This is a genomic window from Devosia sp. (assembly GCF_017744655.1).
Taxonomy (GTDB): Bacteria; Pseudomonadota; Alphaproteobacteria; order Rhizobiales; family Devosiaceae; genus Devosia.
Genome location: NZ_JAGIAW010000011.1, coordinates 41,275 through 64,872 on the forward strand (window position 1 = coordinate 41,275; position 23,598 = coordinate 64,872).

The window sequence follows — 23,598 nt, forward strand, 5'->3', positions numbered from 1 at the left end:
CTTTTTGGCGCCCCGCTACGCGAGACGCCAAAAAGGGGTTTGTTGGCCATCTGAGGGATGGCGTGGGCGATCTATTCGAGCCGCACCAGCAGGTCCTTGGCATCGATCTGGTCACCCGGACGAATAAGCAGTTCCGCCACCACGCCATCAACTTCGGCATGGATCGCCGTTTCCATCTTCATAGCTTCGATCGAGCAGAGCACGTCGCCGACCTCGACCTTCTGGCCTTCTTTGACGGCGAGGGTCGAGATGACGCCCGGCATGGGCGCGCCGACCTGCTTGGGATCGCCCGCGACGGCCTTGGCGCGGACCTTGACCTCACCGGCCTTCAACCGGTCTGGCACCACAATGGTACGCGGCTGACCGTTGAGGTCGAAGAAGACACGAACCTCGCCCTTTTCGTTGGTCGGAGCACGGCCGAGATAATTGACGACCAGCGTCTTGCCTTTCTCGATATCGACAAGCAACTCGTCGCCTTCTTCGAGACCATAGAAATAGACCGGCGTCGGCAGGGCTTCAGTCGGACCATAACGATCCTGGGTCTTTTCGAAATCCGAATAGACTTTTGGGTACATCAGGTACGAGGCAAGCCGGAAGTCGTCGACGGGCAAGCCGACTTCATCCGAAATCTTCTTGCGCTCGGCTTCAAGGTCCACATCCCTAAGATAGGAGCCAGGACGCTCGGTGAGCGGCGTGCGGCCCTTAAGCACCTTCTTCTGCAGCGCCTGCGGGAAACCACCGGGAGGCTGGCCGAGATCACCGGCAAAGAAGCCGACGACGGAATCGGGGAAGGCGATGTCCTTGTCCGCATTCTCAACATCGGCGCGGGTAATTCCGGCCGAAACCATGGCCAGCGCCATATCGCCGACGACCTTGGACGACGGCGTCACCTTGACGATATCGCCGAACATCTTGTTCACGTCGGCATAGGTCTGGGCGACCTCGTGCCAGCGGGTTTCAAGGCCGAGCGAACGGGCCTGTTCCTTGAGATTGGTGAACTGGCCGCCCGGCATTTCGTGCAGATAAACTTCCGAAGCACCGCCCTTGAGATCGCTCTCGAAGGCGCGGTACTGGGTGCGCACGGCCTCCCAATAGAACGAAATCTGGCGGATCGCCTTGGAGTCGAGCTGCGGATCGCGTTCCGAACCATCAAGCGCGGCAACCAGTGAACCCAGGGTCGGCTGCGACGTGGTCGAGGACAGTGCATCCATCGCCGCATCGACGGCATCCACCCCAGCTTCCACCGCCGCCAGCACCGTCGCCGCCGAAGCGCCCGAGGTATCATGGGTGTGGAGGTGGATCGGCAGGTCGGTCTCGTTGCGCAGTGTCGAGATCAACTTGCGAGCCGCGGCGGGCTTGAGCAGACCCGCCATGTCCTTGATGCCGAGAACATGGACGCCAGCGGCCTCCAGTTCCTTCGCCAGACCAACATAGTACTTCAGGTCATACTTGGAGCGGTCGGGATCAAAGAGGTCACCGGTATAGCAGATGGCGCCTTCTGCCACCTTACCCTCGGTCGCGACGGCATCGATCGAAACGCGCATGTTTTCGACCCAGTTTAGGCAATCGAAGATGCGGAAGATATCAACGCCACCCTTGGCCGCCTGCTTGACGAAGAATTTTACGACATTGTCGGGATAGTTCGTGTAGCCGACGCCATTGGAGCCGCGCAGCAGCATTTGCGTGAGAATGTTCGGCGCGCCTTCGCGCACTTTGGCGAGGCGCTCCCACGGGTCCTCATTGAGGAAGCGCATGGAGACGTCAAAGGTCGCGCCGCCCCAGCATTCGAGCGAAAAGAGGTTCGGCAGCCCGCGAGAATAGGCCTGAGCAATCCGGGTTATATCGAACGAGCGCATGCGCGTCGCGAGCAGCGACTGGTGCGCATCGCGCATTGTCGTATCGGTAAAGAGCACGCGGCCCTGACGCTTCATCCACTTGGCAAGGCCCACCGGACCATCGCGATCCAGAACCTGCCGGCTGCCTTCCACCACGATCAGCGGATCGAATTCCGGCACGAAGGGCGCAGCAGCATCGGCTGGCGGCCGCGGACGGTCGCGCACTTCCGGATGCCCGTTCACGGTCACATCAGCGATATAGCTCAGGAGCTTGGTCGCACGATCGCGGCGCGGCTTGAAGTTGAACAGTTCCGGCGTCGTATCGATGAAGCGCGTCGTATAGCGGTTTTCAACAAAGTCCGGATGCGTGATGATGTTTTCGAGGAAAGCGAGATTGGTCGCCACGCCACGAATACGGAACTCGCGCAAAGCGCGGTGCATGCGCGAAATGGCCTCTTCGGCGCTCGGCGCCCAGCAGGTCACCTTTTCGAGCAGCGGATCGTAGTACCGGGTGATCACCGCGCCAGAATAGGCCGTGCCACCATCGAGACGCACGCCAAAGCCCGTGGCGCCGCGGTAGGCAGTAATGCGGCCATAGTCCGGAATGAAGTTCTGTTCCGGATCTTCCGTCGTCACGCGGCACTGAATGGCATTGCCATTGAGCCGGATGTTTTCTTGGCTTGGGACGCCCGATTCCGGCGTACCGATCACAGCGCCATCGAGCAGGTGAATCTGCGCCTTGACGATATCGATGCCCGTCACTTCTTCGGTGACGGTATGCTCCACCTGAATGCGCGGGTTCACTTCGATGAAGTAGAACTTGTCGGTATCGGCATCCATCAGGAATTCGACCGTACCAGCGCCACGATAGTTCGCGGCATTGCCGAGGCGCACGGCAGCGTCGGTCAGGTCCTTGCGGACGGCATCAGAGAGATAGGGCGCGGGCGCGCGCTCGACCACCTTCTGGTTGCGGCGCTGTACCGAGCAGTCGCGCTCGTAAAGGTGTACGAGATTGCCGTGATCGTCGCCAATGAGCTGCACTTCGACGTGGCGGGCGCGCTCAATCAGCTTTTCGAGATACATCTCGTCCTTGCCGAAAGCCGCCTTAGCCTCGCGCTTGCCTTCCGAAACTTCCGAAAGCAGCGTCTTTTCATCCATGATGCGGCGCATGCCGCGACCGCCGCCGCCCCACGATGCCTTGAGCATCAACGGATAGCCGATCTCGGCCGCGAGTTTTTTGATCACTTCTGGATCGTCGGGCAGCGCTTCAGTCGCGGGCACCACCGGGACTTTCGAGGCGATCGCCATATTGCGCGCGGCAACCTTGTTGCCGAGATCGCGCATGGTCTGGGCGCGCGGACCGATGAAGATGATGCCGGCATCGTCGCACGCATCGACGAATTCCGGGCTTTCCGACAAGAGGCCATAGCCGGGGTGGATCGCATCGGCGCCGGAGATACGGGCGATGCGGATATATTCTTCGATTTGAAGATAGGCTTCGACCGGGCCCTTGCCCTTGCCAATCAGATAGGCCTCGTCGGCCTTGAAGCGATGCAGCGCCAGTTTGTCTTCTTCGGCATAGACCGCGACGGTCTTGAGCCCGAGTTCGTTGGCGGCGCGAAACACGCGGATGGCGATTTCGCTGCGGTTGGCGACGAGGATTTTCTTGATTGGCATCGATTTAAATTCCGAGCAGGAGAGGTTGAGGACCCGTGCACCCGGGTCCGGCTCAGCTTGTGTCGGTAGAATGGATGGCGGGCCATCCACGCCGCCAAATTGGTTATATCAGCTTCTCGAAAGAATGCCGGCCAGATGGCTCATGTCGTAGCCGGCTTCCGCCGCCTGCGAGATGATTTCCGACGCATCCATCTCGCCGGCCTGGCTCAACGCCCAAAGGGTCGTCGAACGCGTACCCGAACGGCAGAAGCAGAATACAGGGCCGTCGCTCCCCTCGATGACGGCCTTGGTCTTCTCGACGAGGTCGGCATTGACGCCTTCTCGTCCCAGCGGGATCGCATGATAGGCTAGACCAGCCGCCTTGGCGGCAGCCTCGATTTCCTCACCCGCCGGCTGGTCGGGTGATTCACCGTCGGGACGGTTGTTGACGATGGCAACGAAACCCAGGGATTTGAGCGTGGCGACATCTTCCGGGCTGATCTGCCCAGAAACGCTGACGTGGTCGTTGATCCGCTTCAAGTCCAAGTCGCTACTCCCCAAATCCGCCCATTGGCTTCCCGCCCCCCTTATATCCACCGGGCGGCAAGCCATGCAACTGTCGGTTAGTCGAAGAGTACTGATAGTTACGCTCAGGCCGCGTCGGCGACCGCCAGACGCTTGAGCGGCGCCGGCCGGCCAAGCAGATAGCCCTGAAAGGCGCTGCAACCGGCGCGACGCAGCATATCGAGCTGTGCTTCGGTCTCGACGCCCTCGGCGATCACATCGACTTTCAGCGAGCGGGCAATATCGCAGATGGCGCCGACGATCATGGCATCGATCCGGTTGTCGCCCAGATTGGCGATATAGGTGCGGTCGATCTTGATGATATCGAAGGCAAAGCCGCGCAGATATTGCAGGCTCGCATGTCCCGCCCCGAAATCGTCGATGGCAACTTTTAGCCCAAAGGCCCTGATAGCATCGAGATTGGCCTGTTCTACGGCACCCGCCACCATGGGCACTGTCTCGGTGACCTCGACAATCAGCATGCCCGGGTCGACGCCCATTTCCTCGACCACAAGGCCCAATTGCCGCGCAAAATCAGAGCGGCGCAACTGGGCGGGCGAGACATTGACGGCAACCGGGGTTCGCAAGGTTTCGAGATCGGCACAGGCCCGTCGCAAAACCCATTCGCCGAGCTTGTCGATCAGGTCGCTTTCCTCGGCAATGGCGATGAACTGGGCCGGCGGAATCATGCCGCGCACCGTGTGCTTCCAGCGGAGGAGTGCTTCATGCGAGCGCACGCGCATGTCGGCACCAAAGACCGGCTGGTAATGCAGTTCAAGTTCATCCATCAGCAGCGCTGCGCGCAATTCGCGCTCGATGAAGCGGCGATGACGCTCGTCGCCCAGCATGTCGGGATCGAAGGCCACGACCTGCCGCCGCCCCGCCTTTTTACCCTTGTAGAGCGCCAGATCCGCCTTGGCGATGAGATCGTCGACATCGGTGGCATCGGCCGGGGCCAGGGCTAGGCCGATGGTCGCCGAAAGCCGAGTCGGACGACCGGCGACATTGACCGGCTGATCGAGCCGGCGCAGCAATTCTTCGCCGAGCCGCCGCAACGCGCCGCGATTGTCGCAACCGGGAATGGCAATGCCGAATTCGTCGCCGCCGAGGCGGCCGACAACGGCGCCGGGCATGACGATGCCGATGGTTTTGGCGAGGTGCGTCAGGGCAGCATCGCCGGCCGCATGCCCCGCCCCGTCATTGAGCACCTTGAGATTGTCCATATCGAGCAGCAGATAGCCCAGCGACTTGTCCGAGCCGTGGTGCACATCGTTGCGCAGCGCTTCCATGAAATAGGAGCGCGTGAAAACCCCGGTCAACGCATCGCGATGCACCGAGGCCATGACGGCTCGCGTGGTCCGCGCCGAGCGCAGGAGGTCGCGGCGGATCGTGCGATGACCCGCAATCAGCCCAACTAGCCCCAAAGCCGATAGCGATGCGACAACGAGGATCATGGAAGGATCGAGCCGGTCCGCGACGCGGCTGACGAGCAGCAGCGCGGTCGCGACCGCAGCCAGAAAACTGAGGGCAACGAGAATGGCAATGGAGCGATAATTCGACAGGATGAGCCCGAAGCGGTCGACCTGGCGAATATCTCGGTCGCCGGCGCTGCTTCTGCGCAATGCACGGCCCGGTCGGGAAAGACCACGAGCAAGCATCGCTCGGCTCCGCTCTCTTAACGAAAGATTCATAAACAGTTCAGGGGCTTAAAGGCGCATATGGCAGCACATTACGTCACCGGGCAGCGCCCCGGATGACGGTTCGATGACAAATCCTCGAAGCCCAAATTTATGGTATATGGCGCGTAAAGCCGCTCAGGGGGGCGCGCCGAGCCAGGTGCCCCAGAGATCGCGGCGCGTGGCGACAAAGCGCTCCGCTATTCCCTCGGCCGTCGCGCCGGGCTCGTTGAGCTGGCCAAGCAACGTATTCATTTCCGCGATCGGCATTGTCGCCCGCTGGAAATAGGATGCGACGGTTGGGGCTTCGGTAAAAACCCACTCCGCCAATGCGGTGACGACCGTTTCGGCTGGAAAGGAAGAAGGCTTGGGCGCCGCGCATTCAAGCCGCGCCAGGCATTTCATCGCCTCGTCGTCATAGGCACCCATGTCGAGAGCCCGGAAATCGAGCTGTGCCAGAACCGCATTGGGCTGCCAATAATAGAGGACAAAATTCTCGCGCCGACTTACCGCTTCGGCAATCAGTGCATCCATTTCGAAGCGGTTGGCCGGCTCGACCAATTGCACGAGATTGGTCAGGCCATAGGCGGCGATGAGATTGCGATTGATGACCGAACAGGCCCAGTCCGCGGGACAGGAAATGAAGCGGACGGGGCTTTCACTTGTCTCGGTCGAGAGCAGCGACTGCAGGGCTGCCGCGCTTGGCGGTCCGCCAAAGGCGCCCTCCATATAGGCCGGCACGAACCAGCCCTCCATCGTCGCTTCGGCATAGCTCGGCGCGACACTGCGCACCATCTGGGTTTCGATGGTACCGTTCCACACGGCAGCGATCCGGGTCACCCACATTTCCGGCGCCACGGCCGGCTGCCCCGTAGACCCCATGGAAGATGCGGTTGCAGCGAGGTCGCCGGGCACGACGCGCGCATCACAGGCGAATTCGGCATTGAGGATCCGGGTATGGATTTCTGCAAGCAGTTCCGCTGACGGCCAACTCATGCGCGCAATGGTCATGGGCTGGTTGCCGCAGGGCGGTGGCGGGGTCGCGGGCGTTTCGACGACTTCGCCCGTGGGCTCGGCCGGTGCGGCGCCTTGCGGTTGATCCTGGGCACTATCGAGCACAGTGATCTGCGCCAGGGCCGGACCGGCCAAAAGGGCCAGCATCAAGCCAGCAAAGACAGGGTGCCGAAATCGCATGCGCATCCTCATTCCACCGGTGCCAGTCTATGCGCAATCGCCTTGCCTTAAGCAACCGCGAGCGTTCACCATTTTGCCCAAGACCCCCGGTGACTCCCCACACGAAAATGTGCAACAGTCGCGCCAGCGGGGCGCGTGAGGCGCCCCCGATATTCGTTGTGTCGCTGCAAGGAGGAGGCTGGCAAGGCCGCCCGGCACACAACGGCAACAGAGGGACGTCCATGTTCAAAAAAACCCTGACCCTGGCGGTCGCCGCCACTGCTCTGTCCATCGCCGCTCCGGCTTTGGCCCAGGACACCGGCGCCACCATCGGCTTTATCGGTGGCTTCACCGGCCCGATTGAATCCCTGACCCCGCCGATCTTTGGCGGCGCTGAACTGGTCGTGAAGCAGATCAACGAGCAGGGCGGTATTCTGGGCGGCGAGCTCAAGCTCATCTCCGCCGACGGCGCCTGCGATGCAACGGCTGCTGCTGCCGCTGCCGACAAGCTTATCAATACCGACAACGTGACCGGCATCGTCGGCGCGCTGTGCACCGGTGAAACCATCGGCGCCTTCAACGGCTCGGGTCTCTCCGGCGGCGTCGTGTTCATCTCGCCGGCCTCTTCGGCTCCGGCCCTGACCACGCTCGAAGACAATGACCTTGTCTATCGCACCACCCCGTCCGACGCGCTCCAGGGCGTGAAGCTGGCCAATCTGCTGCTCGCCAAGGGCGTCAACGACATCGCCATCACCTATGTGAACAACGACTACGGCAAGGGCTTTGCTGACGCACTGGCTGCTGCCTACACCGCCGGTGGCGGCACCGTTGCTGCCAACCTCGCACACGAAGAAGGCAAGGCCGACTATCGTGCCGAACTCGGCAATCTCGTTGCGTCGCAGAACCTCGTGATCCTCGCCTATGCCAATGCTTCGGGTAACACCGTGCTGCGTCAGGCTGTGGAATCGGGCAACTTCACCACCTATGTGGGCGGTGACGGCATGGTTGGTGACGACCTGCTCAACGGTATCGACGCTGCTGCCGTCGAAGGCCTGATCGCGACCCGCGCCGGCGCTCCGACTGGCGAAGCCGTCGACATCTACAACGCCTTCACCGGCGAAAACTTCACCGCCAACGCCACCTATGCGCCGCAGGCCTATGACGCCGCCTTCCTCCTGGCTCTCGCCATCGAGAAGAACGGTTCGGCCAGCCGCGAAGGTCTCGCCGCCGCTCTGCGCGACGTTTCCTCCGCTCCGGGCGAAAAGATCCTGCCCGGCGAATGGAGCAAGGCCGTCGAGCTGATCAAGGCCGGCACCGACATCGACTATGAAGGCGCCGGTGGCCCGCTCGACTTCGACGCCGCTGGCGACGTGGACGGCATCATCGTCGAACTCGCTGTCGAAGGCGGCAAGTTCGTCGAGAAGGGCGCGATCCAGTAATTTTGGCGCCACACGGCATCGAATGACAAATTGCGAGGCCCGGGAGCAATCCCGGGCCTTTTCTTGGGAGAGGTTGATGGCCGACGATCCGACGCTGCGCTTTTATGCCGACAATGCCGCAGTCTATGCCGAGCACGTGACAACGCCGACGGGAAAACACCTCGACGCATTCCTGGCTCTGGTTCCAACGGGTGGCAAAATCCTCGAACTCGGCTGCGGCAATGGCAGGGATGCAGCGCATATGCTTTCCCTCGGCTTTGATGTCGATCCCACCGATGGCACGCCGGAACTGGCGGCAGAGGCAGAAAAGCGCCTGGGCCGACCAGTTCGCATCTTGCGCTTCAAACAATTGGACGCCATTGCCGCCTATGACGGCATCTGGGCCTGCGCCAGCCTTTTGCACGCGCCGGCTTCCGATCTCGTCGGCATCCTGGGCCGCATCCACCGCGCCCTGCGCCCCGGTGGCGTCTTCACCGCCAGCTTCAAGGCCGGAACAGGCGAAGGACGCGACGAGCTTGGCCGCTACTACAATTATCCGACATCGGAACGCCTTCGCGCCGATTTCGCAGCCGCCGGCTGGACCGACCTCACGCTCGAAGCGAATATGGGCAGCGGCTATGACGCAAAACCCACCGAATGGCTCTGGATCACGGCGCGGCGAGCTGCCTAGACGCTATTGCGACAGCGTCTCGACCGCGATCTGCGGCCCATTTGTGCGCACGGTCACGGACAAATGCTGGGCCTGGACCACATCGAGCACCTTGCTTGGCCGATAGGCGCAGATCGCGATGCCGCCCGCAAAGCGCAGGCTGTCATAGAGAATACCGTCTTCCCCTGCTGCGCGCTGCCGCTCCCCAAACGCCTGGCTCGCCACATAATCCTGCCGATCGTAGAGCTGAGGTTCATCGGCGCCGCGGAGATCGACAAAGGCTCCCTCGAGCCGCGCGACATAGACCCGAAAGCAGCGCGTGGCGCTGGGTTGCCGCCGCACAAAAGCCTCGCGTCGGAGATGGTGCGCCACCTCGGCAAGACTGGCTTCGATTGTGTCCGCAGCGTACCAGGCGCCAAGGTCCGCGCCCGAAAAACGCCCGCCGCCCGGCGCCGCATGGAGGAATGCGGCCATGACGATGGATGAATTGGCCCGACCGAACACCCATTCGTCCCGTGGCAAGCGGGCAATGCGTTCAGCCACCAGCCGGTCATTGGTCCAACCAGCCAGTTCCATCACTGCCTCAAGGTCGGCAGCGCGCGAAACCGTGTCAAAAAGCCCGATGGGCGGGAATTGCGACGGGATCAGGCGATAGCTCGGTTGCGGCGCTGGCGCGTGGCGCTTTTCTAGCGCCACGCGATATCTCCTGCCGTGGTCGGCAGAAAATCGGCATCGAGCCCATTGGGCGCCATATAGACCCCGCCCCGCGCCGCATCGAGAAAACGCCGCACCTGCAAGATACCGTCAAGCGAACCCGATACGACGAGGCTCAATGGTGCCTGCCCGCCAAAGAGCGGCGCATCATGCGGCCCCTTGAGCCAGCCCAATTGCGCCTGCGCATCGGCAAAGAGCACGCCCAAGGCCTGGTGCACGCCGAATACTGCCGAAAGACGCATCAGCGCATCGACATCGAGCGTGACCTCCCCCTGCTCACGCGCCAGTTTCATCCAGTTCTGATAGGTCGAGCGGCTCGGATAGCCCAGCACCAGCCGACGCTGTTCTTCGTTGAGCCCCCAGAGATCGGCAATGGCAGCAAAGGTGCGTAGCGCCGGTGCGCTCAGCCGTCGGCGATTGGCAGGCTCAAAGCGTTCAACGCCGAGAACCTGAGCCTGACCGGCAAATGCAGCCTGCGGTGCCTCACCCAACCCAAATACGGACATCTCGATCTCCTTCGAGATCAAGATTGTCTATATTTGGACATTTGTCAAGTTTCAGACAAATCAGCTTTCGCGCTTGACCACTTCGGGAATGAGGCCCTTCGGCGCAAAGCGGAGTGCAATGGTGATGACAAGACCGAGAACGAAGACGCGCATCTGCGCCGAGCGCGCTTCAATTTCCGGAATCGCGCCCCAGCCAAATTGCGTCGACCAGGTGCTGACGAAATCAAACACGGCCTTCGACAGGGGCTCGGAGACCACCCAGATCAGCCAGAGAAGCACGGCCCCAAACAGCGCACCCCAGTTGTTGCCTGCGCCGCCGACGATCACCATGACCCAGATGAGGAAAGTGTGGTTGATCGGTTGATAGCTCGACGGATCGAAGATCTGCACAAAGCTGACCAGCATGGCACCGCCAATGCCCATCAACACCGAACCGAACACGAAAATTTCGAGCTGGCGGGCGGTGACGTTCTTGCCCATCGAGGTTGCGGCAATGTGGTTGTCTCGGATGGCGCGCATCATGCGGCCCCAGGGCCCGGCATAGGCCCGCGAGATCAGCCAGAGCACAACGCCGAGAACGACAATGGCAAGCAGCAGATAGATGGCACGTGCGGTCAGCAGCGAGTCGGCGATACTCATGCCGCCGGCCTGCAACTGCTGCGGCAGCGGGGTCGGCCATGGGATCGGCGACACGGTCAGCGTGCCGCGCGTCAGCCAATCCATGTTCTTGATCAGCGCGCGGATGATTTCCGAAATGCCGATGGTCGCGATGGCGAGATAGTCGGTGCGGAGGCCCAGACAAATCTTGCCGACGACATAGGCGATACCAGCCGCCAGGACGCCACCGAAGACCCAGCCGAGGATCGGGTGACCGCCAAGACCACCGACCCAGCCGCCACCGGCTGCCGATTCGATATAGGCCGCTGCGGGATCAAGCTGGCTGCGATAGAGCACGTAGGCGATGAACCAGGCAAGGACGGTCAGCGCAGCCTTCCACTTGCCGGCAATGCCGATGCGATCGGCCTTGCGTGCGGCAAGGACGATCAGCGCACCGCCGGCAAAGGCGAGCAGCGCCCTGCCCAGCATGGCGGGACCTTCAGAACCCCAGAAGACTGGGTTGACCGGGTAGGAAATGAAGGTGACGGCTGCGCCGCCAACCATGAGAAAACCCATGATGCCGAAGTTGAAGAGACCGCCATATCCCCATTGGATATTGAGCCCCAGCGCGATCAGCGCATAGGCGGCTGCTTCGACGAGGCGCGAGGAGGTGAAGGGCGCACCCATCACCCCGCCCATGAGCAGGATGAGCACGAAAAGGCCGCCGAAAAGCGTCAGGGAACGCTGGATCATGACGAGGCTCCCTTGAAAATACCGGTCGGTCGCACGAGCAGTGTGACGACGAGAATAACGAAAGCGACGGTGAGCTTGTACTCTGTCGGCACCAGCGCCAGCGTCGGCGGCAACTGCATCCAGTCAGGCAGGATGGCGTTGAGCGGCCGCAGCAGCATGGTCCAGTTGAACACCGCCAGCGTTTCAGCAAAGCCGATGAGCAGGCCACCGGCAATGGCCCCATAGGCTTGGCCGAGGCCACCGACGATGGCGGCGGCAAAGATCGGCAGGATGATGTTGAACGCCAGATCCGGCTTCAGCGTCACGTCAAGCGCCAGCATGGTGCCGGCCATGCAACCGAGCGCACCGGCGATGATCCAGGTAACGCGCACGACAAGCGTGGTATTGATACCCGAAACCTGCGCCAGATCAGCATTATCGGCCATGGCGCGCATGGCCTTGCCGAGACGCGAACGCGTCAGAAAGAAGTGCAGCGCTAGCACCGAAACGAAGGTGACGAGGATCATCAGGACCTGCGGCTCGGTGATCACCAGCGGGCGCGTCGACCCGATGGCCGTCATATCGAAACGGAACACTTCCTTGGGCTCGGTCTCGAAGAACGAGTAGGAACCGGCGCCGAAGAACAGGCGAATGAGACCCTGGATCATCAGCGTCACGCCGATGGAGGCGATCAGCAGCGTCACGGGCTTCGCACCGCGCTTACGCAGGGGCGCATAAAAGCCCTTGTCGATCCCCAGCGCCAGAATGGCGGCCAGCACCATGGCGATGGGCAGCACGACAAAGCCGGTCGGAATGGGAGTGACAATGCCCCAGGCGGCAAAGAGGCTGGCGAGCAGGAAGGCGATGAAGGCACCGCCCGTCATCAGTTCGGAATGGGCAAAGTGCGCGAAGCGCAAAATGCCAAAGATCAGCGTGATGCCGATGGCACCCAGTGCATAGATGCAGCCCAGCACGAGACCGGAAATGATCACCTGATTGGTGAAGAAAATGAGTTCGGTCACGGCTCAGCCCCCGAGGAAAGACTTGGCGACTTCCGGGTCGGCGATAAGCTCCGCCCCGGTGCCGGTGAAGCGGTTTTGCCCGCTGGCAAGCACGAAACCCTTGGAGGCAAAGGCCAGGGCCTGACGTGCATTCTGCTCGACCATGAGAATGCCAACGCCTTCCTGATTGACGCGCCGGATGGTCTCGAAAATTTCGATGACGTAGCGCGGCGACAGGCCCGCAGAGGGCTCGTCGAGCATCAGCAGCGTCGGCTTGCTCATCAGTGCGCGGCCCATGGCCACCATCTGCCGCTGGCCGCCGGAGAGCTCGCCCGCCGGCTGACGGCGCTTCTCGCGCAGCACCGGGAACATCTCGTAGACCCATTCCATGGTTTCGGAAAAATCGTCGGTGCGCGTGAAGGCGCCCATTTCGAGATTTTCTTCGACCGACATGGAAGTGAAGACGTTTTTTTCCTGCGGCACGAAGCTCAGCCCCTTGGGCACGAGCTTGTCCGGCAGGGAGTTGGCGACGTTCTCGCCACCAAACTCGATAGTGCCGCCAGTGACCTTCAAAAGCCCAAAGATGGCTTTCAGCGTCGTCGACTTGCCGGCGCCATTGGGACCGACGATGACGCCGATATCCGATTTCTCGATGGCGATATTGACGCCATTGAGAATGGGCGCGCCGCCATAGCCCCCCACCACATGCTTGAGTTCGATCAACGGCATCAGACAGCGACCTCGGCAGGCGAGCCGAAATAGGCTTCGACGATTTGGGGATTGGCGCGGATTTCGGCCATCGGGCCCTCGGCGATCTTCTCGCCCTGCGCCATGACGATGACGGGATCGCAAAGCCGTCCGATCAGGTCCATGTCATGCTCGATGACGAAGAACGTATAGCCAAGCTCGCGATTCATGCGCTCGATATTGCCGGCGAGATCGTTGAGGAGGCTCTTGTTGACGCCGGCGGCGACTTCGTCGAGCAGCACGACCTTGGCGTCGACCATCATGGTGCGGCCGAGCTCAAGCAGCTTCTTCTGGCCGCCCGAGAGATTCCCCGCGAGCTCATTGCGCACATGGCCGAGCTTCAAAAAATCGATGACGTCGAGCGCCTTCTTGCGCACCTCGGTTTCGCGGCTCTTTACGAGGCCCGGCCGGAACCAGGTCGAAACCAGATGCTCGCCCGGCTGGTCGCCCGGCACCATCATCAGGTTTTCGAGCGCCGTCATCTGGCTGAATTCATGCGCGATCTGAAAGGTGCGCAGCATGCCGATGCGGAAAAGCTGGTATGGCTTCATACCAGTGACATCAGCACCATCGAAGATCACTCGGCCGCTATCGGGCGTGATATTGCCGGCGACCATGTTGAACAGGGTCGACTTGCCTGCGCCATTGGGGCCGATGAGCCCGGTGATCGATCCGCGCCGGACCGAGAGCGAACAATTATTGACAGCCAGAAGGCCGCCAAATCTTTTAGAGACGTCGCGAACGTCTATAACCAAATCGGTGGTCACTAAGCGCCCCGAATTTCCTGAATGCCATGCCGCCCGGTTCAATCCAGGCAATTTTGGGGCATCTGCTCACAAGAGGGGCAAAGGGTCAACGCCGCTGCGCCTCCCTTGGGGACAAAAAGACCTGATGAAATCGATTCTTTCAGGGATTTCAGTGGGTCAGACGGCAGCCAGGACAGCATCCGCCGTCGAACGGTTGTTGGCGAGCGGCACATCGTAGAGCGTCGCAAGGCGGGTAAGGGCCTTCACGTCTACATCATGCGGCTGGGCCGAAAGCGGATCGATGAAGAAAATCAGCACATCGAGCCGACCTTCGCAGATCATCGCCCCCAATTGCTGGTCCCCGCCCAGCGGCCCGCTTTTGAGCAATTGCACGGTGAGCCCCGTGGCGGCCATGACCCGGCTGCCGGTCGTGCCCGTGCCCCAGAGCTCATGCTGGACGAGCTTATGCCGATGCCGTTCGGCCCACGCGCAGAGGTCATCCTTCTTGTCGTCGTGAGCCACGAGCCCGATGCGCGCCATGCAAGCCTCCATATGTCAGGCGTTTCAAGCACGGCTCAGGCAAATAGCGCAATGGCTTCCATGAGAAAGAGGCCGATCTCCTTGTCGGGTACGGCCTGGCCGGGAGCAAGGCGCAGAATGCGTCCCTTCTTTCCCGGCTCGCCCACCAGCAGACCATCGGGATCGGACAACAGGCTGCCGCGCTGGAAGAAGATCGAGACGCGCTCGGGCTGGGCCAGTACGGCGCAAACATAGCCCGCTTTGGCATGGCTGAAATTGACTGAGCGCCAGCCGGGCATGACCTTGCCCGAAAGCTGGGGATGGCCGGCGATGAGCGTGACAACCTCGCGAGTCAGCGCCCCTATCGCGGGCGACATGGGTTGCAGGATGGCATCAAGGCCCTGCAGATCATGCATGCGAAACTCCCAATGGCGAAGCGCCACTGTCAGGTGGCGCTTCTGTGTCGGGCCCGGCAATGTCAGTCTGTGTCAGCAGACCTCAGAACTCGTCCCAATCCTGCGCCAGGGCCGCGTTGCCATGGCTCTTGGGCATTGGCTTTGACATGGGCTTGGGCCGGCGCACTGCCGAAACTGGGGCCGCTGCAAGCCGCTGGTGGCCTTCGATGCGGAAGACGTCGACGATCTTGTCGAGTTCGCTCGCCTGAGCCTCCGTCTGCTCGATCGCGGCATTGGTTTCTTCCACCAGCGCCGCATTGTGCTGGGTCATCTCGTCCATCTGCCGGACGGCGACGGTCACTTCCTCAAGCGCGGCGGACTGCGTGCGATTGGCCTGCGCGATCGTATCGATCAGGTCAGAGCTTTCCTGCGCGCCGGCAAGAATGTCGAGCAGCACTTCGGCGGCGCGGGCCACCAATTGCGTCCCGCTGCGCACTTCGGCGGCTGATGTTTCGATCAGGGCCTTCACCTCCGAGGAGGCATTGGCTGCCGACTGGGCGAGACGCCGCACTTCTACGGCGACGACCGCAAAACCCTTGCCTGCTTCGCCGGCCCGCGCCGCTTCCACCGAAGCATTGAGTGCCAGGAGATTGGTCTGGAACGCGATGTCGTCGATCATGCCGATGATATTGGAAATCTTGGCCGACGAGGTTTCGATGGCGCCCATTGCCCCGTTGGCGGCCGTGATCGCCTCACCGCCGCTCGTCGCGCTCTCGGCCACGCTGCGGGCCTTGTCGCTGGCCGTCGCCGCGCGCTTGGCATTCTCCACCACTGCCGTCGAAAGCTGTTCGATCGCCGCGGTCGTTTCCTCGATCGTGGCCGCCTGGCGCGTCGTACGGTCGGCAAGATCATTGGCACCCGAGAGGATTTCGCCGGTCGCCACTTTCATCTGGCGCGATGTCTGCTGCAACTGCATGACAATGGTGCTCAGGCGCTCGGCTACCGCATTGGTATCATGCTTGATCTGGTCGAATTCCGGATCAAGATCTGCGGTCACGCGCGTCGTCAGATCGCCGCGCGCCACATCCTGCAGCACCGCACCGGCAGCCGAGACGGCGGCCTGGATCTTGGCCTTGGCCGCGTCGTCCGCCTTCCTGGTATCGTCATTGAGCTTTTCGAAATAGGCAGAAACGCCGATGTCGATATCGAGCATGATGGCCTTGAGCACCGAAACCAGCGAACTGGTCAGCACCTCGACATCCTTCATGACGTCCTTGGGATCGCGCGGCACCGAACGCCCGAAAGCGCCCTTGGTCGGGGCCAGGGCCGTGGTCATGTAATCGGTGATGATACCAGTCACCAGCGTCTCGACGATGAGGCTATAGCCCCCGATATGCCAGCGCGGCTCAAGCCCGATCTGGGCATGGCGCAGGCCGACGCGGGTGCTTGCTTCGAAATAATTGGCATCGAGCTGGCCCGAAGCAATGGCGCTCCAGTGGCCAACCTGCTTGCCCTGGGCACGGGCCATCTGCGGCTTGCCATCGAAGAAGCGCGAAACGGCCGGAACCTTGGCGATATGGCCATAGAAGCGTTCAAGCGCCGGCACGAGATGGGCTTCGATCAGGGGGCGGATGCGCGGCAGGCGGGCCCGGGCCTCTTCATCGAGTTGAACGAAATCCAGCCGCGACTGCAGCAGCTCGTGAGAAGATTTAGACATGACCGGCCTTTGGACTAGCAAAAGAGTGCTTAGTTTTAACCGCGGGCAAGTTCCCAATCTTGATCACGATCAACTCGACAGACTTATGGTGGTCTTGGTAAATTTCCGGTTTATCGGCCTAGGAACTGCCTAGATAAAGGGCAGTCCGGGCTAGGCCGCCGAGCGCTCGTGCCGCGCGCTCCTTTGCTCCTGGCGGAAGACGTCGACAATGCCGTCGAGCTTGGCGGCCTGGGCCTCGGTCTGCTCGATGGCGGCATTGGTTTGCTCCACCAGCGCCGCATTGTGCTGGGTCATTTCGTCCATTTGTCGAACGGCCGTCGCGACCTCGTTGAGCGCCCCCGATTGTTCGCGGCTGGCCCTGGCCATATCCCCGATCAGCCCAAAACTGTCCTCGGCCCCGCGCAGGATATCGTCGAGTTTTCGCGCCGCCTGCTCGACAAGCTGGGCGCCGGTCCGCACTTCGCCGGCGCTGGTTTCAATGAGCGCCTTGACGTCGGCCGAAGCCTGCGCCGCCGATTGGGCAAGGCGTCGCACTTCCACGGCCACCACGGCAAAGCCCTTGCCCGCATCGCCCGCCCGAGCCGCCTCGACGGAGGCGTTGAGAGCCAGAAGATTGGTCTGGAAGGCGATATCGTCGATCAGCCCGATAATGTTGGAAATCTTGCCCGAGGAAGCCTCGATGGCCGCCATGGCCTCGGTCGCCTCCCCCATCACCGCGCCGCCCTTGGTCGCGTCTTCGGCAAGATTTTTTGCCTTTTCGCTGGCGGCCGCCGCGCGCTTGGCATTTTCCGAAACGGTCCCGGCCAATTGTTCGACCGCGGCCGAGGTTTCCTCGATCGTCGCGGCCTGCCGTGTCGTGCGCTGCGAGAGATCATTGGCGCCGGCGAGGATTTCGGCAGTGGCGGTTTTCAGCGAGCCCGATGTGGTGCGCAGCCCACCGACAATGGTTTCGAGCTGGCTCAGCGATTGGTTGAATGCTTGCCGGAGCTGCTCATATTGGCCGGTAAAGCTGGTATCGATCCGCCCCCCGAGATCGCCATTGGACATGCGCGCCAGGCTCTGGGTCAAAAGCGCGATAATGCCTTCGGCCCGCTTGCGTTCGGAAATGTCGGTCGCGAACTTGACCACCTTTACCACCTTGCCGGCGGCATCGAAGATCGGGTTGTAGCTGGCCTGGATCCATATCTCCTTGCCACCCTTGCCGAAGCGCTGGAACTCGGCCGAGATATATTCGCCCGCCCCCAGCCTTTGCCAGAAAGACCTATATTCGGCGCTGGCGGCAAAGTCCTTGTCGCAGAACATCGAATGGTGCCGACCGACGATTTCTTCGAGACGATAGCCAAGGGTCGAGAGAAAATTCTGGTTGGCCTCGATGACCGTGCCATCGAGCTTGAAGGCGATGACGGCCTGGACGCGGGAGATCGCTGCCACCTGCGCCGCATGGTCGGCGGCAACGCCCACCTGCTCGGTAATGTCGGTGGCGAACTTGATGACCTTTATCGGCTTGCCGGACTTGTCCATGACCGGATTGTAGCTGGCCTGGATCCAGATTTCCCTTCCGCCCTTGGCGAGGCGTCGATAGGCGCCCGATTGAAACGAACCGCGCCGCAGCTCGGCCCAGAAATTCCTGTACTCTTCGCTTGCCGCAAAAGCAGGATCGCAGAACATCGAATGATGCTTGCCAGCGACCTCCTCAAGGCGATAGCCCGTCGCGCCAAGGAAATTCTCATTGGCTGTGATGATCTTGCCTTCGAGGGTGAATTCGATGACTGCCTGGCTGCGCGAAATAGCCGCGCACTTGGCCTCAAGATCCCGTGTTGAGGCACTCTGTCCAAAGCCCAGAGCTCGCATGATTTTGGCCTTTTCTCCGGGGCAACAGCCGCCTATCGCCCTCTCCACGAGGCTGCTCCCAGAGGGTTAACAAAACCCTGCCTGGCAAATAGAATGTTTTTCGTATTTCGGCAGGCGATATGTAAAAAGACATATCCGGAATTAATATGACAATTTAGATCAATACTTGCTGCAACATTGCTTTGAGCAAAACTGCGTATTCACGGCTGCATCGACCATTAGCAAGTCAGGAGCGATGCTGAATGCGTCCTCTATTAAGGTACAGTCCCAGAAAATGAGAAGGGGCGCCATTTCGGTGCCCCTTTGCTTTGAAAATTCTACGGATAGAAGCTTCAACTTGGTGCAGGCACGGCGTGAGGTTCCGCTCAGAACTCATCCCAATCTGCCGAGATGGCAGCATTGCCCTGGCTGAGATAGGCGCTGGCGGCCTTCTGGGTGCTCGCGGGCCGCGGGGCGGGGCGGGAAGGCTTTGACGCTACCGGCTGCGGCGCAGCAGAGCGATCGTCCGTGTGGAACACCGCCACGATCCGGTCGAGTTCGCTGGCCTGTGCTTCGGTCTGCTCGATGGCGGCATTGGTTTGTTCCACCAGCGCCGCATTGTGCTGGGTCATCTCGTCCATCTGACGGACGGCGACGGTCACTTCCTCGATCGCTGCGGCCTGTTCGCGACTGTCGCGCGCCATGCCTTCCATCAGCGCCGAATTGGAGCGCGCCGCCTCAAGCATGGCTGCGAGCTTTGCCGCCGCTTCCGCCACGAGTTTCGTTCCGGCGCCCACTTCACCCGAGGATGCCTCGATCAACGCCTTGACGTCGGAGGACGCCTGCGCCGCTGATTGTGCCAGGCGCCGCACTTCTACGGCGACCACCGCAAAACCCTTGCCGGCATCGCCCGCTCGCGCCGCTTCCACCGAGGCGTTGAGGGCGAGGAGATTCGTCTGGAAGGCAATGTCGTCGATCAGCCCGATAATGTTGGAAATCTTGCCCGAGGAGGTGGAAATCTGCTCCATAGCCTTGGTAGCGCGGCTCATCACTTCGCCGCCCTCTTCGGCCGTACGGCTCACCAATTGCGCATCGGCATTGGCATCGCGCGCCCGGTCGGCGTTCTGCAACACGGTATGAGCCAACTGCTCCATGGCCGCCGAGGTCTCTTCGATCGTCGCCGCCTGCTTGGTCGTACGCTCGCTGAGATCATTGGCGCCCGAGAGAATTTCCCCGGTTGCCGTCTTGATCGAGCGCGAGGTCTGTTTGAGCTGGCCGACCACATCGCTCAGCGTCTCGGCTACTGCATTGGCGTCATTCTTCAACTTGGCGAAAGCGCCGCTGAAATTGCCCTGCATGCGGACCGTGAGATCGGTCTTGGCCAGGGCCCCGAGCACGATACCGGTTTCCGACACGCCGCTATCGACGGTTTCGACCAGCGAATTGACGCTGCGGGCGAGGCTGTTGAGTTCGGCATCCGGGAATTCGGCATGCACGCGCTTGGTAAAATCGCCGGCAATGGCGGCATCCACCACTTCGCCAAAGGCGGCTTGCAGGTCGGTCATCATGGCGCGGCGCTGCTGCTCGTCAGCTATGATGCGCGCGGCTTCCGCCTCGGTCATCTGGCTGATCTTGAGCCCGTTCTCGCGGAACACTTCCACGGCCCGTGCCATATTGCCGATTTCGTCCTTGCCCTGCTGATAGGGCACGTCGAGATCATACTTGCCCTGCGCCAGTTCGCGCATGATGGCGGTCATCTTCTGGATTGGGCCGGAAATAAAGCCCGCACCGAACCAGACAAGGCCAAGCGCGATCAGCGCCAGCACCGCCGCCGCGCCAATGGCGAGATTGCGGGTGTTGTCGACGCCGGCATAGATCGTTGCCAGCGGCACCTGCATGATCATGGTCCACTGCTCGGGCACGCCCGGGAACTGCATCTGCGTGGTGACAGCAAACTGCTGCACCCCGGCAGCGTCCACATAGGCCATGCCCTGTTCCATGCGCGCCGTATCCTTGAGCGCAGCGGCAACGTCGGGGGCAACGGCCGTCCCGGCCAATGTCGGATCGGGATTGACGATCCAGAGGCCGTTATTGCTGATGAGCTGTACCGTGCCGACACCGAAGGGTTTCAGCTGGCCGATCACGCCGGCAATGGTGTCGAGCGTCAGGTCCGAGGTCAGGATGCCGATCGGCTTGTCGTCCTTGCGGATCACGACGCTGACCGTGGTCATCAGCACGGTCTTGCCACCCACCGTATAGCTATAGGGCGGCACCAGGGTATTGCGGTTTTCCTTGATCGGCAGGTCATACCAGTCGCCGGTTCCGGCTTCGGGCGACATATCGAGCTGCTCGACGATCAATTCGCCATTGGGCCGGGCAAAATAGGGCACGAAACGGCCCGTCGCATCCGAATAGGCATGGCCGATAAATTCGGCATCACGGCCATCGGGCTGGTTCGGTTCGAAAGCCAGCGTCATGCCCATCAGCGTCGGCCGCGCCTCGATGGCCTGGGTAACGATGCGCCCGAGCTGGTCGCGATCGATCACCTCACCCTGCATGGCCCCCTCGATCGCCGCACCCACGCCCTGGGTCATGTTGACGATGCCGCCGAGCTGGCCCGAGGCCATCTGCGAATAGGAGGCGACAAGGGCTCTGGCGCGCTCCTGCGCTTCGGTGCCCGCCGTCTGATACATCAGGGCGATACCGCCGGCGATGAGCCCTGCCATGCTGACTGCAAACAGAACACCGGCGCCCGTTACCAGCTTGGCGCGAATGGAAAGATCGGAAAACTTCATTTCAACGCAATTGCCTCCACACCCTTCTGGGCGGAATTCCCTCGCACAGCCCATTGCCGTCCCCCGGGCTGCGCCAAGAGAAAGCACCTGTGAAGGGCCGTCTGGTGGCCGCCGAAGCGGACCATGATTTGCAATGTCTGCGTCCGGGGCTAGCAATGCACGATTTGGGTTAAGTGCCGGTAAAGCATAAATGCAAACGAAGGCGGCGCCCCGAGGGACGCCGCCATGCATGCCTGGTTACTGGGCGAAAAATCAGAACTCGTCCCAATCGGCGGCAAGTGCAGCATTGCCCCTCGATTTGAGCACTGGCGCCGCCGCCCGGGCCGGAACGACAGGCTCGGCACGGCCCCCATCCACCGTGAAGATATCGACGACCCGGTCGAGTTCAGCCGCCTGGCTTTCGGTCTGTTCGATGGCGGCATTGGTTTCTTCCACCAGCGCCGCGTTGTGCTGGGTCATCTCGTCCATCACCCGCACCGACGAGCCCACTTCCTCGATGGCCTGGGCCTGCTCCCGGCTCGCCTTTGCAATGGTCTGCATCACCTCGGCATTGCGCGCAACGGCGTCGAGCATGCCTTCGAGCTTCTTGGCCGCGGTCGACACGAGGCGTGAGCCACCGCTGACCTCCATGGCGCTCTTCTCGATCAGATCCTTGACCTCGGCCGAGGCCTGCGCCGCCGATTGCGCGAGGCGCCGCACTTCAACGGCCACCACGGCAAAGCCCTTGCCCGCCTCTCCGGCCCGCGCAGCTTCCACCGAGGCATTGAGCGCCAGCAGATTGGTCTGGAAGGCGATGTCGTCGATCATGCCGATGATATTGGAGATCTTGGCCGAGGACTGGGTAATGCGCTCCATGGCCTCGTTGGCTTCGCCCATCACGACGCCTGTCGCCTCGGCCTCGCGCGACACGCTTTCGGCATCGGCCCCGGCCTTGCCGGCCAGTTCCGCGTTGCTGGCCACGGTTGAGGCGAGCTGTTCCATGGCGGCCGAAGTCTCCTCGATCGTCGCCGCCTGCTTGGTGGTGCGTTCACTAAGATCATTGGCGCCCGAGAGAATTTCCCCCGTCGCCATCTTCAGCGCCCGCGAGGTGACACGCAACTGGCCGATGACATCGCAGAGCTTGTCGGCAACCCCATTGGTATCGCCGCTGAGCTTTGCAAATGCCCCCTGGTAATTCCCCGCCATGCGATGGGTCAGGTCCGCCTCGGCGAGGCGCGAGAGCACTTCCCCGGTTTCGCTGAGGCCGCGATCGACGGTTTCCACCAGCCGATTGACGCTGCCGGCGAGGCTGTTGAGCTCGGGATCGGCGAACTGGGCATGAACGCGCTTGGAAAAATCCCCGGCAATGGCCGCATCGACCACTTCACCAAAGGCTGCCTGCAGCGCAACCATCATATCGGTGCGCTCGACGCGCCGCCGCTGCGAGGCAAGCCGCTCTTCCTCGGTCATCTCGGTCATCTTGAGGCCATTGACCCTGAAAACTTCCACGGATTTGGCCATGGCGCCAACTTCATTATTGCGCGCCACATAGGGCACGACGGCGTCGTAATCGCCGCCCGAAATGGTCTCCATCACCTTGGCCAGCCGCGGCACCGGCGCCAGCAGCAGCCGCGCCACGAAAAATCCGGCGACGCCGAGCACGACCAGCACGCCGCCGCCCACCGCCAGGAGCAATTGCAGCAATTGCTGGATCGTGCCGTCGACCCGGGCCCGGTCGACACCGACATAGAGTATGCCCAGCGTCTTGCCGCCCTGATCGACGATAGGCTGGTAGGCAGTGTAATAGGGTCGTCCGACGATCGTCGCCTCACCGAAATAGGCCTGCCCCGCCATGACCGGCTCATAGGCCGCGCTCGCCTTGCCGAGCACGGTGCCGAGGATCCGTTCGCCCTTTTCATCGACGATCGTCGTCGTCATGCGCACAAAATCCTGCTGAGCCTCGTCCCAGCCGAAAATCGTCGCGGATTCCCCTGTCAGCCGCACGATCGAGTCGACAATGTCATGATTGAGAAACTGGCGCGGCATGGCCCAGGCGACGAGGCCTTCGAGATCGCCGGTCTCCCCCCACTTGGCCTCGGAGCCCGGCAGGTTGCCCGAAAGGATCGTTGCCGCCGTCTTGAGATTGGCGTGCTGTTGTTCGATCGCCTGCGCACGAAGTGCCGTGCCGAGGCTGGAATAAACAGCAAATGTCACGGCGCTAATGGACAGAATAATGGTCACCACAACCAGACAAACGATGGCAGAGGTAACTTTGACATCGGCAACAAAGGCCGAAATTCGGCTGAACATGAAATACCCCCTCAGGCG

At 61.8% G+C, this 23,598-nt stretch carries 18 protein-coding genes; 2 read left to right on the forward strand and 16 right to left on the reverse strand.

The window, feature by feature from the left end:
- Positions 1–71: 71 nt before the first annotated feature.
- The 4 genes from pyc to J7557_RS18920 form a co-directional block, all read right to left on the reverse strand.
- A complete protein-coding gene (gene pyc / locus J7557_RS18905; RefSeq protein WP_291421581.1) occupies positions 72–3,512 on the reverse strand; it encodes a pyruvate carboxylase in 3,441 nt (1,146 codons plus the stop codon).
- A gap of 108 nt (positions 3,513–3,620) precedes the next feature.
- Positions 3,621–4,037, reverse strand: a complete 417-nt coding sequence (locus tag J7557_RS18910; protein WP_291421582.1) for a TIGR01244 family sulfur transferase — start codon at positions 4,035–4,037, stop codon at positions 3,621–3,623.
- A gap of 104 nt (positions 4,038–4,141) precedes the next feature.
- Positions 4,142–5,677 (reverse strand): bifunctional diguanylate cyclase/phosphodiesterase, encoded by a 1,536-nt coding sequence (locus tag J7557_RS18915; protein WP_291421583.1) that lies wholly within the window; start codon positions 5,675–5,677, stop codon positions 4,142–4,144.
- Positions 5,678–5,869: 192 nt separating this feature from the next.
- On the reverse strand, positions 5,870–6,925 hold the full coding sequence (locus J7557_RS18920; RefSeq protein ID WP_291421584.1) for a glycine betaine ABC transporter substrate-binding protein: 1,056 nt from the start codon (positions 6,923–6,925) through the stop codon (positions 5,870–5,872).
- A gap of 221 nt (positions 6,926–7,146) precedes the next feature.
- Between J7557_RS18920 and J7557_RS18925 the strand changes: the two genes are divergently transcribed.
- Positions 7,147–8,343, forward strand: a complete 1,197-nt coding sequence (locus tag J7557_RS18925) for an ABC transporter substrate-binding protein (RefSeq protein ID WP_291421585.1) — start codon at positions 7,147–7,149, stop codon at positions 8,341–8,343.
- A gap of 76 nt (positions 8,344–8,419) precedes the next feature.
- Entirely contained in the window at positions 8,420–9,013 is a 594-nt protein-coding gene (locus J7557_RS18930) for a class I SAM-dependent methyltransferase (RefSeq protein ID WP_291421586.1), read from the forward strand.
- A gap of 3 nt (positions 9,014–9,016) precedes the next feature.
- Here the strand turns inward: J7557_RS18930 and J7557_RS18935 are convergent, their stop codons facing one another.
- The 12 genes from J7557_RS18935 to J7557_RS18990 form a co-directional block, all read right to left on the reverse strand.
- A complete protein-coding gene (locus tag J7557_RS18935) occupies positions 9,017–9,688 on the reverse strand; it encodes an RES family NAD+ phosphorylase (RefSeq protein ID WP_291421587.1) in 672 nt (223 codons plus the stop codon).
- A complete protein-coding gene (locus tag J7557_RS18940; RefSeq protein ID WP_291421588.1) occupies positions 9,679–10,212 on the reverse strand; it encodes an MbcA/ParS/Xre antitoxin family protein in 534 nt (177 codons plus the stop codon). The genes J7557_RS18935 and J7557_RS18940 overlap by 10 nt, the downstream gene beginning before the upstream one ends.
- A gap of 60 nt (positions 10,213–10,272) precedes the next feature.
- Positions 10,273–11,508 carry a branched-chain amino acid ABC transporter permease gene (locus J7557_RS18945; RefSeq protein ID WP_291421633.1) on the reverse strand — a complete coding sequence of 412 codons (1,236 nt, stop codon included), beginning with the start codon at positions 11,506–11,508 and terminating at the stop codon, positions 10,273–10,275.
- A gap of 50 nt (positions 11,509–11,558) precedes the next feature.
- On the reverse strand, positions 11,559–12,563 hold the full coding sequence (locus tag J7557_RS18950) for a branched-chain amino acid ABC transporter permease (protein WP_291421589.1): 1,005 nt from the start codon (positions 12,561–12,563) through the stop codon (positions 11,559–11,561).
- Between the two features lie 3 nt (positions 12,564–12,566).
- Positions 12,567–13,271 carry an ABC transporter ATP-binding protein gene (locus tag J7557_RS18955; RefSeq protein WP_291421590.1) on the reverse strand — a complete coding sequence of 235 codons (705 nt, stop codon included), beginning with the start codon at positions 13,269–13,271 and terminating at the stop codon, positions 12,567–12,569.
- Positions 13,271–14,056 carry an ABC transporter ATP-binding protein gene (locus J7557_RS18960; protein ID WP_291421591.1) on the reverse strand — a complete coding sequence of 262 codons (786 nt, stop codon included), beginning with the start codon at positions 14,054–14,056 and terminating at the stop codon, positions 13,271–13,273. Before J7557_RS18960 ends, J7557_RS18955 begins: the two co-directional genes overlap by 1 nt.
- A gap of 156 nt (positions 14,057–14,212) precedes the next feature.
- On the reverse strand, positions 14,213–14,575 hold the full coding sequence (locus J7557_RS18965) for a methylglyoxal synthase (RefSeq protein ID WP_051960832.1): 363 nt from the start codon (positions 14,573–14,575) through the stop codon (positions 14,213–14,215).
- Between the two features lie 35 nt (positions 14,576–14,610).
- The gene (locus J7557_RS18970) at positions 14,611–14,970 is read right to left on the reverse strand and encodes a DUF1801 domain-containing protein (RefSeq protein ID WP_291421592.1); all 360 of its coding nucleotides are present in this window, start codon (positions 14,968–14,970) and stop codon (positions 14,611–14,613) included.
- Between the two features lie 82 nt (positions 14,971–15,052).
- Positions 15,053–16,666: a globin-coupled sensor protein gene (locus tag J7557_RS18975; RefSeq protein ID WP_291421593.1), complete on the reverse strand. Its 1,614-nt coding sequence runs from the start codon at positions 16,664–16,666 to the stop codon at positions 15,053–15,055.
- Positions 16,667–16,816: 150 nt separating this feature from the next.
- The gene (locus tag J7557_RS18980; RefSeq protein WP_291421594.1) at positions 16,817–18,517 is read right to left on the reverse strand and encodes a methyl-accepting chemotaxis protein; all 1,701 of its coding nucleotides are present in this window, start codon (positions 18,515–18,517) and stop codon (positions 16,817–16,819) included.
- Positions 18,518–18,882: 365 nt separating this feature from the next.
- The gene (locus J7557_RS18985; RefSeq protein WP_291421595.1) at positions 18,883–21,291 is read right to left on the reverse strand and encodes a methyl-accepting chemotaxis protein; all 2,409 of its coding nucleotides are present in this window, start codon (positions 21,289–21,291) and stop codon (positions 18,883–18,885) included.
- A 252-nt stretch (positions 21,292–21,543) separates the two neighbouring features.
- The gene (locus tag J7557_RS18990) at positions 21,544–23,580 is read right to left on the reverse strand and encodes a methyl-accepting chemotaxis protein (protein WP_291421596.1); all 2,037 of its coding nucleotides are present in this window, start codon (positions 23,578–23,580) and stop codon (positions 21,544–21,546) included.
- Positions 23,581–23,598 lie beyond the last annotated feature (18 nt).